The sequence below is a fragment of the Halomonas sp. CKK8 genome, from assembly GCF_029625235.1.
In the GTDB taxonomy this organism is placed as follows: domain Bacteria; phylum Pseudomonadota; class Gammaproteobacteria; order Pseudomonadales; family Halomonadaceae; genus Halomonas; species Halomonas ventosae.
On the sequence record NZ_CP121193.1, the window covers coordinates 1218768 to 1233492 of the forward strand.

Annotated in this window: 14 protein-coding genes and 1 tRNA gene; 4 read left to right on the top strand and 11 right to left on the bottom strand. The window is 56.0% G+C overall.

Features of this window, described 5'->3' with window-relative positions; all coding sequences use genetic code 11:
- Positions 1 to 83: 83 nt before the first annotated feature.
- From P8934_RS05755 to P8934_RS05770, 4 genes are all read right to left on the bottom strand, one after another.
- The gene (locus tag P8934_RS05755; protein ID WP_278033337.1) at positions 84 to 884 is read right to left on the bottom strand and encodes an AraC family transcriptional regulator; all 801 of its coding nucleotides are present in this window, start codon (positions 882 to 884) and stop codon (positions 84 to 86) included.
- A gap of 74 nt (positions 885 to 958) precedes the next feature.
- A complete protein-coding gene (locus tag P8934_RS05760; protein WP_133636153.1) occupies positions 959 to 1324 on the bottom strand; it encodes a hypothetical protein in 366 nt (121 codons plus the stop codon).
- 624 nt (positions 1325 to 1948) lie between these two features.
- Positions 1949 to 2824, bottom strand: a complete 876-nt coding sequence (locus P8934_RS05765; RefSeq protein ID WP_278033338.1) for a DUF4231 domain-containing protein — start codon at positions 2822 to 2824, stop codon at positions 1949 to 1951.
- A complete protein-coding gene (locus tag P8934_RS05770) occupies positions 2821 to 3261 on the bottom strand; it encodes a TIR domain-containing protein (protein WP_347403452.1) in 441 nt (146 codons plus the stop codon). Before P8934_RS05770 ends, P8934_RS05765 begins: the two co-directional genes overlap by 4 nt.
- A gap of 659 nt (positions 3262 to 3920) precedes the next feature.
- On the opposite strand from P8934_RS05770, the gene P8934_RS05775 reads away from it, so the two are divergent.
- Complete coding sequence (locus P8934_RS05775; RefSeq protein WP_278033340.1) at positions 3921 to 4376, top strand: hypothetical protein; 456 nt, start codon at positions 3921 to 3923, stop codon at positions 4374 to 4376.
- 354 nt (positions 4377 to 4730) lie between these two features.
- Here P8934_RS05775 and P8934_RS05780 read toward each other — a convergent pair whose 3' ends face one another.
- Positions 4731 to 5447, bottom strand: coding sequence for a hypothetical protein (locus tag P8934_RS05780; protein WP_278033341.1), 717 nt, complete (start codon positions 5445 to 5447; stop codon positions 4731 to 4733).
- 326 nt (positions 5448 to 5773) lie between these two features.
- Between P8934_RS05780 and P8934_RS05785 the strand changes: the two genes are divergently transcribed.
- Positions 5774 to 6391, top strand: coding sequence for a recombinase family protein (locus P8934_RS05785; protein WP_278033342.1), 618 nt, complete (start codon positions 5774 to 5776; stop codon positions 6389 to 6391).
- 651 nt (positions 6392 to 7042) lie between these two features.
- Here the strand turns inward: P8934_RS05785 and rnhA are convergent.
- The 6 genes from rnhA to P8934_RS05815 all read right to left on the bottom strand — a co-directional run bounded on the left by rnhA (position 7043) and on the right by P8934_RS05815 (position 12911).
- Positions 7043 to 7636: a ribonuclease HI gene (rnhA, locus tag P8934_RS05790; protein ID WP_347403453.1), complete on the bottom strand. Its 594-nt coding sequence runs from the start codon at positions 7634 to 7636 to the stop codon at positions 7043 to 7045.
- 521 nt (positions 7637 to 8157) lie between these two features.
- Positions 8158 to 8910, bottom strand: coding sequence for a hypothetical protein (locus tag P8934_RS05795; RefSeq protein WP_278033343.1), 753 nt, complete (start codon positions 8908 to 8910; stop codon positions 8158 to 8160).
- 1036 nt (positions 8911 to 9946) lie between these two features.
- Positions 9947 to 10534, bottom strand: a complete 588-nt coding sequence (locus tag P8934_RS05800) for a hypothetical protein (RefSeq protein WP_278033344.1) — start codon at positions 10532 to 10534, stop codon at positions 9947 to 9949.
- Between the two features lie 52 nt (positions 10535 to 10586).
- Positions 10587 to 11912: a tyrosine-type recombinase/integrase gene (locus P8934_RS05805; RefSeq protein ID WP_278033345.1), complete on the bottom strand. Its 1326-nt coding sequence runs from the start codon at positions 11910 to 11912 to the stop codon at positions 10587 to 10589.
- Between the two features lie 150 nt (positions 11913 to 12062).
- Positions 12063 to 12136 (bottom strand) — tRNA-Gly (locus P8934_RS05810).
- A 367-nt stretch (positions 12137 to 12503) separates the two neighbouring features.
- The gene (locus tag P8934_RS05815; protein WP_133636152.1) at positions 12504 to 12911 is read right to left on the bottom strand and encodes a CBS domain-containing protein; all 408 of its coding nucleotides are present in this window, start codon (positions 12909 to 12911) and stop codon (positions 12504 to 12506) included.
- A 271-nt stretch (positions 12912 to 13182) separates the two neighbouring features.
- Between P8934_RS05815 and P8934_RS05820 the strand changes: the two genes are divergently transcribed.
- Together P8934_RS05820 and P8934_RS05825 are read left to right on the top strand one after the other, a co-directional pair.
- Positions 13183 to 13710: a YqaE/Pmp3 family membrane protein gene (locus P8934_RS05820; RefSeq protein WP_278033346.1), complete on the top strand. Its 528-nt coding sequence runs from the start codon at positions 13183 to 13185 to the stop codon at positions 13708 to 13710.
- Between the two features lie 84 nt (positions 13711 to 13794).
- Positions 13795 to 14664: a DMT family transporter gene (locus tag P8934_RS05825; protein ID WP_278033347.1), complete on the top strand. Its 870-nt coding sequence runs from the start codon at positions 13795 to 13797 to the stop codon at positions 14662 to 14664.
- Positions 14665 to 14725 lie beyond the last annotated feature (61 nt).

Sequence of the window (14725 nt, forward strand, 5' to 3'; positions counted from 1 at the left end):
GGTGTCCTGCTTGTCGATTTCCCGGCCCGATTTCACGTTTCCACGGTTTTTGGCCGCGCGAGGGTTGAAATTTCGACCTTCGTCTAACGGCATGGAGCCTGCGAGGCGAGCCGTTGGCCCCGGGCGCCTCGCAGCTGGCTGGGGGGGTGCCCGAAGGCCTGACGGCAGGCCCGGGACAGGGCGCTCTGACTGGTGAAGCCTGTCAGGGCGGCGATCTCGGAGAGCGGCAGGTGGCTCTGCTGCAGCATCTGCCGGGCGCAGTCGAGCCGGCGGCGCATGACGTACTGCCAGGGCGAGAGCCCCGTGCGTTGACGGAAGCGCTCCCTGAAGTGCGCCTCGCTCAGGCAGGCCTCGGCGGCCAGGTCGGCCACCCGCAGTCGGCTGCCCAGGTGGCGGTCGATGAAGCGGTCGAGGGCGGCCAGGTCGAGCGGGCGGCCCGGTGCCGGTGGCTCGCTGGCCAGCCGGGCATGCAGGGAGCCCAGCAGGGTGCCGGCCAGGCGTTCGTGGTGGATGGGGGGGGCAGGCGCCTGGCGAGAGAGCAGGCTCAGCTCATGGAGCAGGAAGTCCAGGTAATGGCGCAGCGAAGTGTCGAGCGCGAAGAAGCGCGGGGCATCGAACAGGCGCACCAGTTCGTGGTGATGCCCGGTGACCGCGAAGGCATCGCAGGGCAGGTCGAGGATCAGCTGGCGGTTGTCGCCGGTCCCGGCGTAGTAGTGCATGTGGTTGGCCGGCACGATGCATCCCGAAAAGGCCGAGATGGAGCCCCCCAGCCCCTCGATCTCGAACTCCGCCTCGCCGCGCAGGCCGATCACGATCTGGTGGAAATCGTGGGCATGATGGTGGATCGCGGTGTCGAGGGGGATCTGGCGGATGGCACTGGTCATGGACGGCCTCCGGCTGGGCATGTCGAAGACATGACACCACACTCTGCCGGACGGTGCATCAACGCTAGGCTTGCTCAGTCCTGGCGGCGCTGCAGCGAGGTATGTGCCGCCAGGTGATCGCGCAGCGCCGCGAGCTCCTCTTGACCGGTGGCGTCGAGCAGCGCCTTGCCGCGGGTCACGCGGCCATGGCGCCCGTGCTCGTCCATCAGGCGCTGGGCGCGGCGCCGGATCCCGTCCAGGTAGTCGTCATGGCGGATCGGATAGCCGATGATGGCGTTCCATTCGGTCTCGCCGACGCGACTTTCCAGGGCCTTGTCGAACAGCTCCAGCAGGTGTTCGGGCTCGGTGCGATAGCGCGGGGTGCCGGACAGCATCAGCAGGGCGATCATGCCGCCGAAGATGGCCAGGCAGACGACGAGGACCAGCAGGAACAGGGCCATGGATCGCGACTCCGGATGGCCGGGCCCGATCGCCGCGAGGCCCGGTGATGCAGGATATGTCAGAGCCCAGGGCTGATGGAGGTGTGGCGGCCATCGGCGCCAACAGACCTGAGATGCTCTCGGCTAATGGACGATCGCAAGACGACGTCGGCGCTCGATGGAGATTCGCTGCATCCCCGCGAGAAGGCCAAGTCGTGGTCGAAACATACATGATGCCGTACACGAATCCCAGCCATGCACGATGACGTCTCTTGACGCTGTGCGACAGGCTTTTGAAGTGAATCAGGTGCTTGCGGAGGAGGGCGGTCGTTCGTTGACGCTTGATGAGGCCGCGCTGGAGCGGGTGAAGGGAATCGCCCCTTTCTCCGTAGATGTCAGTAAAACCAATAGGTTACGTTAATGAAGTAGCCATCTGTAGCCGCTACTGTAGCCATTCACGTAGCCAAACAATCAGATGGATTGTACAGCCTATGCCTTTGTGAAGCTATGGTGAACTGGGCTGAGGCCGCACATCTCTGGGCGTGCTGAAGTAGCTATATACCTTTCCATGGGCAGATGAATGGAGTGCACAGCACATTCATTGCAGCTTGATACTGCGATTTTTCTTGTAAGTAAGTGGGGTAACTACACGGCATCTCTCCGCGCAACCCATTGAGTATGCTCTCGGGAGAATGCTAGTTCTGCCTCATTCACAAATTCTGAAAGGTCTTCTTCCGAGGTTATGTCGTCCGAGTTGCTGCGGATGATTCCTATTTCATGCGCTGTGAGGTTATAACTTGCAACTAGCTCTCCATGCCTTTTCATCTGAATCCAACCGATAGCTGAAGTGACAACAACTATCAGTGGGTCAAATGCATACGCAGCCCACACTACTCCAAAGTGCTCTGAGTTAACGCTAATCGCTGCAAGGGAGTAGACGGATATGGTAATAAAGAGCCATATTCTCTGAGCCTTCTTGTTATCAGCCGATTTTTTAGCATACCAGTTTCTTTGATTATCAATCCTGTTTGTTATGTAAAAATCTCTGCGGTCGTTCAAAGACAGTTTTCGGATGCTTAGCATCGAGTCCGTTACCTGATCGCTTTCTGGGTTATTTAGATTTTCCGCAATATGCCGATTCGACTTCAATATGTCTCTCAACATGTTGCGAAGCTCAGATTTTGGTATCTCAATAGAAGAAGCATCTTGAAAAGGATGCGCTCTCATAGAGAAGCGCCATGTGGATGTTTTTACAGACTCGGCAAGAGCTCTGCATTGATACCAGTTCTGCTCAAGCTTTTTTACGATTTTGAAAACAAACAAACCTGCAAGGAATACAAGTAGGATGGTTATCAGAACACTGTTGTTGCCTGTGATGCCGCGTAATGCACTTGCTACGCTTACACAGAATAGTAGAAGGTATTCAATGCGGATAGTCCACAAAAATAAGCGCTGAGCAGAGTTTGACCCGGTATCCGCACCTTCATATAGGCCTGGGTATTGAAGGGTTGGAAGAGTCATGAGATTTCACGAATGCCTGATACGATGGAATCAGAATTCCAGTTAACAACTTTGTCAGCTTTGTTGATGACAGCAATTGGCATAACCTTTGCTCCGCGTGGTCTTACCCCTAATATCGGCTTGCCGATTTCTTTTGCGAAGTCCATCTCAAACTGAATCCAATCACTATGGTTTGTCCACATTCCTCCAATAATAACAACGCACTGGACAGGGCGGATTTGTCCGCGTAGCTCTTCTTTCATTCGATAGTTTGCCATTGAGCCAAAAGCTTTTGATACCGGGACTGAGTAGTTTGTCCAAGTGAAAAAGAGCCTGTTGTTAAGCAGGTTGACCATCGAGTTGTATCTTTCACTGTAAGACCAGGAGTGGCTTATAAATAATCGCTTAGACATGCATGGCTTCCACTTTATTGATGATATATAAGTAGAATCTACCATGCTTGATGTGATAAAGAAACGCCATGATGGTTTTTTGATAAAAGTTCTTTTTATTCATGTGGTTATGTGAGGCTCTATGCTGATAAGAGTGTGGTGTAAACGCAAAAACAAGCCCCGTGGAAGAAGTGAAGATTATAGTAAAATGCTATTGATAACCCTTGGTTGATGGTTTTTGGTGATTAGGCTCTGGCGTTATTCTTGGCTGTACAACAAGTTCGCTTCACGGTTGCCGAAGAAATGTCGAAGTGTTCCGCCGTGGCCTTGATGCTGGGTCCGTTCTCCCGGGGCCACAGAGCAACGTCACCGTCAACGATGACCTTCTCCCTGCTGAGGGCCTTCCCCTTAGCCTTAGCCCGCTTGATGTCTCCCGAGGTCGCCTCATCGACAAACCAGCGGTAGACCTTATGGCGTTCCTCGCTGGGTGTCGGTGGACTGATTATCAGTACTTACCCGGACGTAAGCGATGGTGGCTGTCATGTCGGTTGCTCATGCACTGAGGCTCATTGGGTATAGATCATTGAATATCAAAAGTAATCAGCACCATAGGCACCAGCTCAGAATGGATCACGAGGTGCACATTTTGATCTAACTGAATGTTTCCCTGTATGCTTGAACGTGATTAACTATAGCCACATCGCTGGAAAGCCAAGGGAGCCACAATGAGTCAGATTTCATGCCCGGTTGAAGAGGGCGATCGAGTTGATCACAAATTGTTCGGTTTCGGTACTGTTGTTGGTGAGCCGATTTCCTCAGTCAGAGTCGAGGATTATAGGTTTACGCGAGCACACCGGAATGCTCAACAGGAACAGTGGCGCATACTAGTCCGTTGGGATGATCCCGAAAGGGCCGAATCTAGCATTGTCTTCAAAAGCGATGGTTCCATCATCCGTAAGGTGTCGTCCCCGGATTCTCGCCCATTCACCTACTGGGACCGCCAGTGGCAGCCACTTCTAAAGGCTTGGTTATCTGCTCGAAGAGAGGTTGAGCAAATAGCTTCCTCCTTCCGGCCACTACCTAATTACGCCGAATTAACGAGAGCTATCGATGCAGAACGTGAAGCCTATCAGGCGATGCAAGAGTTCTGGGAAAAAGAGAAGGAGGGAAAGCATCCCTGATGCTCAGCTTTACGTTGATGGGTGCCATTGATAAACGTACTTTTCGACAATACCATTAAGACGTATTAGCCTATTTTTTTGTGAGTAAAAAATTAGGGGTGTCTAAAATACACAGATTCCCCTGACGCAATAATCGAATATTTAAGTATTTCTCAGATGTATTAGGACATCATGCCTATTTTCTGTGCTTTGGGTATATCTTGCCCTTGTCTTACATCAGTAAAGAATAAAAAATCATCCCCTAGCAAATACGCGGCAATAATAAGGGCTGGTTGTATTGAACCAAATAGGTCACTTGCAAGGTCATAAAATTGACAACGAAAGTCTCCACAGGGTTGATGCTGAAGCTGTGACTCACCGGCAGCCATTAATATTGTCGTAACAAACGCTGTTAGGGTCGGTTCTCCAGTGACCAGGAACATATGTGCCATCTGAACGATAGTAGCCAGAGACCCAATGCTGATTCGGGTTTACGTAGCTACTTCCACCCCCTGCGCCGGCGCTGTAACCAGCCGCCATGGCTGCTGCGCCAACAGCCATAACCCCCAGTACAGTAGCTGTGGTTTTCCGGTCCCGCTCTTTTGCCTTAACCAAATCTTTAGCAGCTAGTTTGCTATGCTTGTCATAGTAACGACTGGTCTTTACCCACCCTTCAAGATCGTACCAAGAATTCTTTTCTTTGTGGACGAGCCTGAAATGGGCATCAGCACCTAAATCATTAGCACACTGTTCAGCATAGTCCATGACCACCTTAGCTTCAGCTTGAGCTGACTTGTAGTGCTTGTAATCAAGTCCGTTTCCCGGATTTTTCAGTTGTGCCTGAACATTCCTAGCCCCATCGGAGAAACTCGCTAAGCATTTCGCTTCAACTTTCTTAGTGTAAAATTCTGATGGCGAGCTGAAGTCTTCAGGCATAGTGCCTTTCGGCCATGCACGCACTTGGTACAGGCTCCAGTTGCTCATGTCCTGTCGATTTTCCGTCAGGTTTGCAACTCTACGCTCATATTTAAGAGAGGAGCAAGCGGTCAGAGACATCACTGCTACCGCTACAAATAAGGTGCTAGACTTCATTATTGTGACTCCCTGCTATATCTGAGGCACTTGGTTCTTAGCGCCAAGCTACTCTTCGCAACCAATGACACCCAGCATTTAGCATTACAGGGGTCATTCGGGTGATTGTAGCAGTTTCATAGAATATGTCAGGGTGCGACGCCACTTTAAAATCATGAATGATTCTTATCCTTATCGACATATCGTGTTTTTACTAGGGTGTACCTCAGCGACTACGCCTCAGACCCGTGCTCATCCGTGTTCATATACGTTCCTTGACAACCCTAAAGGGTACATATATTGTGAACATACCCAAAAGAACACATGGCCAAAGGAGCAGCCGCATCATGAGCTTCATCCGTGCTTACCTCAGAGCCTCCACCGATGACCAGAACGCCAGCCGTGCCCGTGAGGCGCTCACCAGCTTTGCACAGGAGAAGGGCGCTAGGGTTGCTTCGTGGTATGTGGAGAATGCCAGCGGCACCAAGGCTGACCGGACAGAGCTGGCACGGCTCATTGATGACGCACAGCCGGGTGACGTTCTCCTTGTTGAACAGGTAGACCGACTGACCCGCCTGACGAAGAGCGATTGGGACAGGCTCAAGGCTGCGATCCAGAGTGCAGGTCTTCGTGTGGTCTCTCTCGATCTACCGACAAGCCACACAGCACTGACCGTCAATGCCATTGATGACTTCACAGGACGGATGCTCGATGCAGTCAATGCCATGCTTCTCGACATGCTGGCGGCCGTCGCTAGGAAGGACTACGAGGACAGGCGTCGACGTCAGGCTGAAGGCATCGAGAAAGCCAAGGAGCAGGGACGCTACAAAGGACGTCCGGTGAATGAAAGTCTACATCGGAGGATCATGGAGCTTCGAGAGCAAGGCTTCAGCGTCCGAAAGACTGCTGAGATCATCGGGTGTGGCGTCAGCACAGTCCAGAGAGCAGCGAAGCGAGCCAGCTAGCGACAGCGACTAGCAGATAGGGCTATCGGATAGCTTTTGAGCAGCCAGCCGGTCATCCCCCATGGGTATCAAAAAGGTCGATCCCCTGGCCACCCATACGCCAACGGTAGGGTCTCCGTGGGGGAATCGCGCTGCTCTATATACATCAATACCGGCTCAGATATGCGCCACAAAATGGCCGGGGCCAGTAGGTCCGAGACTCAGTCAGACGTCGTCGGAAGGTCATCGAGGGTAGGAGTCCCGTTCCTCTGTCGCTGTAGCGTCCACACGGAGTCAGGCACGTAGCCCCCCACCAAGCCGGTGGATCACATGCAGATTGAATCCTTGTGTGTCCGCATTTCCTGCCACCGTGATCGACTCTCGGTGAGTGCGTAGCACGAGCTACTTACCGCAAGCTCGATCAAGCACTGCATTGAATATCGCCGAAGCCGTGTCAGCGATGTCTTACAAACCACCGAAACGATCTCGCACGGAATCCCTCACAGGCTCGGCTAGGCTCAGGGTATGGCGCCAGTTGAAATCTACGCCCAGCATGGGAAGTACGGAACATGCGTCATGGCCAAGGACCGGGAACCCGGAGTCTTTCAGGCAGTCGCTCTGGAGTTTCCACCATCAGGACGATGGCTCCTGACCAGGGACGGTCGGGAACGACTAGCCATACTCCTTCACTGACTCACCCTCAGCGCCAGCCACCGCCAAGGCATCCGCCAGTTCATTTTCTGGGTGTCCACAGTGGCCACGGACCCAGTGGAAACGGACGGAGTGAACCTCCAGCAGTTGTTCGAGCTGCTGCCACAGGTCGGCATTCTTGACGGGCTTCTTGCTGGCCGTCTTCCAGCCTTTCCGCTTCCAACCGTGAAGCCATTCCGTGGCTCCCTTCATGACGTACTCGCTGTCGGTGGTCAGGTCCACAGATGTAGCCTTCTTCAGTGCGGACAGAGCTTCAATGACAGCGGTCAACTCGGCTCGATTGTTGGTCACCGGCTCCCCCTGGAGCTTACCGGCGATCTTCAGGCGTTTCCCTGCCGATGGACTCAACAGGACAGCCCCCCAACCTCCCTGAGGGTTACTCTGTCCGTTGCTGCTACAGGCGCCATCTGTCCAGATGTGGACGATGGGAGACTCTACTGGATGATCCGGTGATGGAGTCTCGTGGCTCGTCCCTGGACGGGAACTCTCGTGCAGACCATCAGCCGTATCGGTGGGCGTGTGGGTCAGTGGAAGTGTCGGATTCGGTGTGGGCATAGTGATTCGTCCTCATTGTCGGAGACAGTCGGTTCCCCCTCAGACGGACGGACCAGCAGACGGACGATACCGCCAGCCTGACTGACTGTCTTCGCGAATGTGCTGCTTGGTTTGAATTCTTCTGATTGGCTCAGGGGGTGAGCCAGTAGATGCTCTGACTGACAAGAAGTGTAAGTTGTCTGCGGAGCCAATGAATCAATGTTGTCCGCCCCGAGCGATAGCGAGCTTACTGGTTCCCTCGGTGAGACTACTTCAAGATACCCACTGGGCTAGACTTCGGTCCTTCACAGCATCAGCCAGTGGATTTCCTTGACGCTCCACCCCACCGATGGCCTGATAAGTGGTGATGGTGGTACTTTACTCACTATATTCACTCATACCGATCAAGCCGAGAGGTTACATTAAGGTTATCGTGGTGTTCCGCTTTTTTTAGGTTCTTCTTGAGGATTAATCTATGGATTCCCCTAATACTGCGTCCGTTAGAAAAATCCTATAACCCTATGATATGGTGGGTTTTTTAGTTAGCATCCTGTTTGAGCCCAGTCATCAAGGTGAGCTTCCAGGGTTGCTTCAAGGGGCTCTGTCGTTTCCCCCGGTGGTTCTACCAGATCGTCTTGGCCGCCTTCGTCTGGTTGTGCATCCTCCGTCATCAAGGATCGTGCCAGGAATGGTAGTGCAATCTCACAAGCTTTGACGTACTTACGCGCCTGACGGTCTCCAACATCGAGAAGTTCCTTAACTTCCCTAGTGGTGATCACGTCAAGCTCTTGGAGGATGACGTACAGGCTGACCTTGTTGAGCGGTATGTTCCTCTCTTTCTGGTTGTGGTGATCAAGATTCGCTATTCCAGACAGAATATCTGAGACAGGACAGCCTGAATCACCGACCACCCGTCCTCGCATGGCTGACTGTACACTATTCTCGATGCGCTTCTCCCGATTGCTTCCCTTGTGGGATGTGGTAGAAGCCTTTTCGAGCGTCACAGCTTTACCATTGAATTGGGCACGGAGCTTGGCTGTTCGACCCCTTCCCAGCCGCCTCGTCAGGTTCGGCATCTGCTCTATCGGGTAGACTTGTCCCTTGCCTAGCCCGAACGGCCACGCATCACGGGGCAGCTTTTCGATCTCATGGAGGCTTCTCTCGTATCGTTCCTTGAGCGCCATCCCACGGGCCAACATTTCTTCATATCCCGGTGTCCCGCTTCTATTGTGCATCTCAACATCAGGCCGGGGAGGACTGTCAGTGGCCCTAGCAGTTGCGGCATTTATATTCATATCGTGTATTCCTCATGAGTAGACCCACCATCAGCCGGACCCACCACAAGTCCAACGCCGAGGGACTACCAACCGGGCTCACGACGAGCCCAGTCCTTCGGTTGGCTGGCGGTAGGTCTACTGAAGAAGGGTTGGTTGTGGATGTGGTGAAAGCGTCCTCACGTGCCGGATGGCGAACGCCATTGAGGCTGGCTCGCTTGAACGCAGTGGTGGAGAAGAAGGAGCAGACGCTTCTCCCTCCGAGGTGAGCATGAATGCCTCTACTCGGTTAGAGGATGGCCCCCTCCTTGGGTGTCTGGTATTTATTCGAGATGACCAGGCTCCCCCCTTGGGTGCAGGGTAATCGCCTGGTGGAGGAGTCGCGTTTCTCCCTGAGGCGCACCCTAATTACCCGAGACCGCGGACGATTACCTCCCATAGGTCAGGGTCAATCACTGCGGTGAACTAACTTGGAAGTGGGAAGCGGCTCGATCTTGACGAAGGCGGTAGCTCTCCCTGAAGTGAGGGGAAATTACTTGGATGGGCTTGAAGCACTCCTCCTCCCTGAGGTGCATGTTAATATCAGGGCTATCGGGAGTTTGATGTGTGATAGGGGAGGGCTATCAGAGGCTCGTTAGACCTTGCGGAGGTTAGGCAGGGGCCTAACAGCCAACGGATGGAGGAGACAGTAAGGGAGAGAGCGTTAGAGTTTCCCTGAGGTATTCGCTAAAGCTCACTTTGCGCTTGCTGGCGCTGGGCTACAGGGTGAAGCAGTAGGGTTGGTCATGTGGGTACCGGAAGCCCTTAGATAGGCGTATAGAGCGTATGCGTAGACCAACTCCTTGACGACGTAGGTGCCAGTGATGCCTCGACCCCGCTTGAACTCGATGTGTTTAGAAGTATGATTTCCTGCCTCTATCTCGTCGGCTAAGTCTTGGGCTTGCTGGTTGGCTGCTGTCCATACTTGTCTATCCATTTTCGATAAATCACCTCACGACTGATACGCTATGCCTCGTTACTCATATAATATTTGCAAATCATCTTTACATGTACAGTGCTATGCAAATATCCCCATCACAGCGCCAAGGAATACCAGCAAAACCCCAACAAAAGAAAACTCGCTTCCTTCCACATGAAGGTCAATAAATGTTTGCTCAATATCTTTGCTAGCTTTTTCTGAAAGAGAACGAATCTTTTTTATTTCTCTTTGAAGCCTTTCAGAGTCCTCCTTTGCCATATCCATTATAACCCGTTGGTTTTCGGAAAGCTTCTTAACATCTTCTCTCAGAGTCATTAAAGAGGTTTCCTCAACATTGTGAATAACCACTTGTCTGATGGGTATTACTATTCCTGCTGACTCATGGGTTTTGGCAGATGATAAGCTTTTGTGCTGCCCCTTTTCCTCAAGGGAAAACAGGAGCTCATTAAGCTCAAGGAGTCTCTCTTTGACAATTTTGATTAAACCTTTCGCCCCAAAGTAATCCCTAGTAAAAATGATTGACCGGATGGTTATTGACACGCCACACAACTCGAGGAAAAGGCCCGAAATTGAAAACCCAAACAACATAGCGATTAAAGCCGCCACCAGTACCAAAAACGACAAGACAAACAAAGGGTTTTTCGCTAGCCTACTCAATCTTCTCATGCACACCTCTAAATTATTCGTGATAAGCCATCATCTGTAAGAGCGTGGGGCTTCAATGCATAGCCTCCAGCCTGATACTCTCGACGGCCTTCAGCCTCGTGTTGAAGGTTGGTCCCCGGTTATAGACCTTATTGGCGGAAGTGAGTCCTCGCTCATGCCCTGTGATCCACACGATGACCGATTCGCCCACTCCAGCGTCCCCCATGACTGTGATGGCGGTGGTCCTGAACGAGTGGAAACCGAGCTTGCGGTCTCCCCGGTTGATGACCTTCTTCGACAGTCGGGCGAACCACTGGGAGAACTTTGGTCCTTTCTTACCGTCGCTCCGTGTGGACGCCTCGGCTTCAGGGAACAGGTACGTGCATCCAGCAGCCTTGGCTCTGCGGAGCTGGTTCATGACTAGGGGCTTGATCTCACGGTGTAGCGGGACTTCCCGTGTGGCGTTCTGGTTCTTCCCCTCACGGACTGCCAGACACCAGATGCCCTGACGCTGGATGATGTCGGTCACCTTCAGCGAGCACAGCTCATCGAGTCGAGCACCCGTGTAGAAGCCCAGACGCGGGAGGAGGTAGTAGATGCCCTCGTTCTCTGCCGTCGCCTCCAAGATGGCCTCCACATCTCTCCGGGTGAACTGGTCGTAGCTGCGGACGGTAGCCTTGGGCTTGAGCTGGTGACCCTTGAACGGATTGCCATTTGGCAGTTCCTCTTCCATCGAGTATTCGGCGTGGTGCCAGATGGCCGACAGTCCCGAGAGGTAGTTGGCCACGGTCTGCTTCGTCTTGCCCTCGCCGAGCATCGAGGTGATGAAGCCCTTGATCTGTCGACGGTCTAGGGAGGTCAGTGCTACGTCATCCTCGCCCAAGTACGCCAGCAACCGCTCCATCGCCAGCTCGTTTTTCGAGCGTGTCGATGGCTTGCGCTCCACCAGCGGTGACGCCTTCCAGTCCTCCAGCGCCGCTCTCAGGGTCAGGCGGTAGCGGGCCGGTGTGTCCCCCTCATAGACGCTCCTGAAGGCGTCCTGCTCGATCTCTGGAAGCTTCTCGGGGTCCATGATCTCCGTCAGGCTCACTGGGTCGCGGGGATCGGTGCTGACGAGAGCGTCTTCTGTGCTTTGGTAGCGGTCCCGTGCTTGAAGGAACATCCGCCGCTGCTGGAGCTGGCTGGCTTCGCCCTTCAGTTGGGCTTCAAGGTCACCGAGGTCGGCCAGCACTCTGTCTCGTATCCGACAGGCTTCATCGAGGTCGCCCGTCTGGGTGCTCTGCTGGAGAATCTTCTTGCCCAGGTGCTTGGCGAGGGTAGGAGAAAGCCGCTTCTGGATGAACCAGACTGTGCCGCGTTGGCGAAGGCTGCGGGTGTCGGTGGGCTTGCCTCTGGCCATGATGTTCACCCCTATTCGACCAATGTTCGAGTAGGGCGAGGATAGCACTGGAGCGGGGATCAGGTGTAGCCACTTGTGTAGCCATTCCTGTAGCATCTAACCCCATGAAAGGCGGGAAAAATCTTTCGGATCAGTAGGTTGAATGGCTACTGGAGCGGGTGAAGGGAATCGAACCCTCGTCTTAAGCTTGGGAAGCTTCTGCTCTACCATTGAGCTACACCCGCGAGGCGATTTCGATAGTAAAACCAACCGGTTAGCCTTTGCAAGCCGTCCCGGGACTTTTTTGCTCCCCTCATGCTAAGTCCCTGTTTTTCTCTGCCTTGCCGAAAGGTACAAGACGCTGTCGTGCCCGCAGCGCCTCCCGGCAGCGATATTTTTTTACCCCCGACGAACTTTTCTGCGTGGCGCTGTCTGAATGGGCGTAGGCAGCAACGCGATAGCAGTCGCTAACACTGTTGCCTCGGCTTGCACTTTCGATCTTGCCGCCCCATGCCTCATGGGGCGGCTTTTCTTTGTCGCCACCCCTTTCCATATCCCGAACACGACAACACCCGGCGCAGGCCGGGTGTCCAGGAAGAGGGGGTGGGCGGTTCAGGCGTGGCGCATGCGCAGCAGCGCGCTGAGCACGTCGCGGCGCGTGACGATGCCCACCAGCCGGCCCTGCTCGACCACCGGATAGACCTTGGGCTTGGCGCCGAGCATCTCCTGGGCCAGGTCGGTGATGCTCTTGTTGGGCGGCACCGAGAGCACCTCGTTGCGCATCAGTTCCCGTACCAGCGGGGGTTCATCGTTGAGGTAGGAGCTTTCCAGCACCTTGCCCATCACGTCCTGCTCGGAGATGAAGCCGATCAGGTGGTCTCGCTCGTCGACCACGGGCACCCCGGGCAGCCGATGCAGCGCCAGGCCTTCGGCCAGGGTGGAGACCGAGGTCTTGCCGGTGACCCGGTAGCAGTCGCGGGACATGATCTCGCGCACGGTGGTGGGGGCCTTGTTGGGCATGGCGTGTCTCCTTGTGCCGGACAGTAATGGCCTGGGCTGCAGCCAGCGTCAACGGTGCCGGGCACGGGCCGCAGCCGTGTCTCGCCTCCAGCATAGCCGACTCGCGGGACTCGCCGGTACGCGTGCCGCCAACGTTTCTCCACGCTGGACGCTGGCCAGGGGGCTCGGCCCGCGTTCAGGAACCCGACCCCGGTTCCCGGCTCCAATATGGCACACTCTGGAACACCGGCCGGCCTCGGTGCCGGCGTGCCACCATCAAGGGAGTTGCCTCATGGATGCTCGAGAGTACATGGCCAAGAAGGGGCTGGACGGTGAGCGAGACCAGGAGCGTCCCAATACCCTGGAGGAGAAGGCCTGGTCGCGGGCACGGGAAGCCGGGGAGCACCGTCCCCGTGCGGGGACGCCCTTCGACTGGGAGGAGTGGGAGCGCTACCACGAGACCCTGGCCGAAGGGGCCGAGGCGCTCGACCAGAAGATCGACCACGAGGCCCATCGACGGGCGCTCGAGCACGAGTCCAGCGAGGCCGTCCAGCACTTCACCCCGGCGGCGGGCGACCGGGCCCGGGTCGACCGGACACCGGCATCGTCCGAGCAGGACGAGAGCCAGGGGCCGGGCCGGGCGATGCCTGCCGAGCCCCGGCTTGCCCTGCATGCCCTGGCGGTGCTGCTGCCGCCGCTGGCGGTCGGCCTCTCGCGGGGGGGCCGGGGCCGGGTAGCGGCCAACCTGGCGCTGACCCTGCTGGGCTGGCTGCCCGGGGCCATCCATGCGCTCTGGTGGCTGCGCCACGCCTCGCGCTGAGGGTCGCACCACGCCGGCGGGCTTTGCTCGGCGCGCACGACGGGTATAATCGGCGTCAACCCTTTTTGCCATCAGGAGTTGACCTTGGGCCTTCTTGTCGGTGTCACCGTCCTCTGGGCGTTCTCGTTCTCGCTGATCGGCGTCTACCTGGCCGGTCAGGTGGACAGCTACTTCGCGGTCCTGATGCGGATCGGACTGGCGGTGCTGGTCTTCCTGCCCTTCCTGCGCCCCTCGCTGCTGCGCGGCCGCCAGCGACTCGCGCTGATGGGGCTGGGGGCGGTCCAGCTGGGGGTGATGTACATCTTCTTTTACCAGTCCTTCCTGCTGCTCTCGGTGCCGGAGGTACTGCTGTTCACCATCTTCACGCCGATCTACATCGCCCTGCTCGATGATGCCCTCTTCGGGCGCTTCACGCCCTTCTATCTGGTGACCGCGTCGCTGGCGGTGCTGGGTGCGGCCGTGATCCGTTACCAGGGCCTCGACAGCGGTTTCTGGACGGGCTTCCTGGTGGTCCAGGGGGCCAACCTCTGCTTTGCCCTGGGGCAGGTGGGCTATCGGCGCCTGTCGGCGAGCCTGCCCGCCTCGCTGCCCCGTCACAGCGTGTTCGGCTGGTTCTATCTCGGCGCCCTGGCGGTGGCCGTGCCGGCCTTCGCGCTGCTGGGCAATGCCGCCGGCCTGCCCTCCACCGGGATCCAGTGGGGCGTGCTGCTGTGGTTGGGGCTGGTGGCCTCGGGGCTGGGCTACTTCCTCTGGAACCTGGGGGCCACCCGGGTCGATGCCGGTGCCCTGGCGATCATGAACAATGCCCTGATCCCCGCGGGCCTGCTGGTCAACCTGGTGATCTGGAACCGCGATGCCGACCTCGTCCGGCTCGGGCTGGGCGGTGCCATCATCGTCGGCTCGCTGCTGCTCAACGAGTGGTGGCTGAAGCGCCGCCGCCTCGCGGCGGCCTGACCGCGTTTGCCCGCCTCGTGGCCAGTCGCCATAATGACCGGCCGCGAAGCGAGAGGCCTGC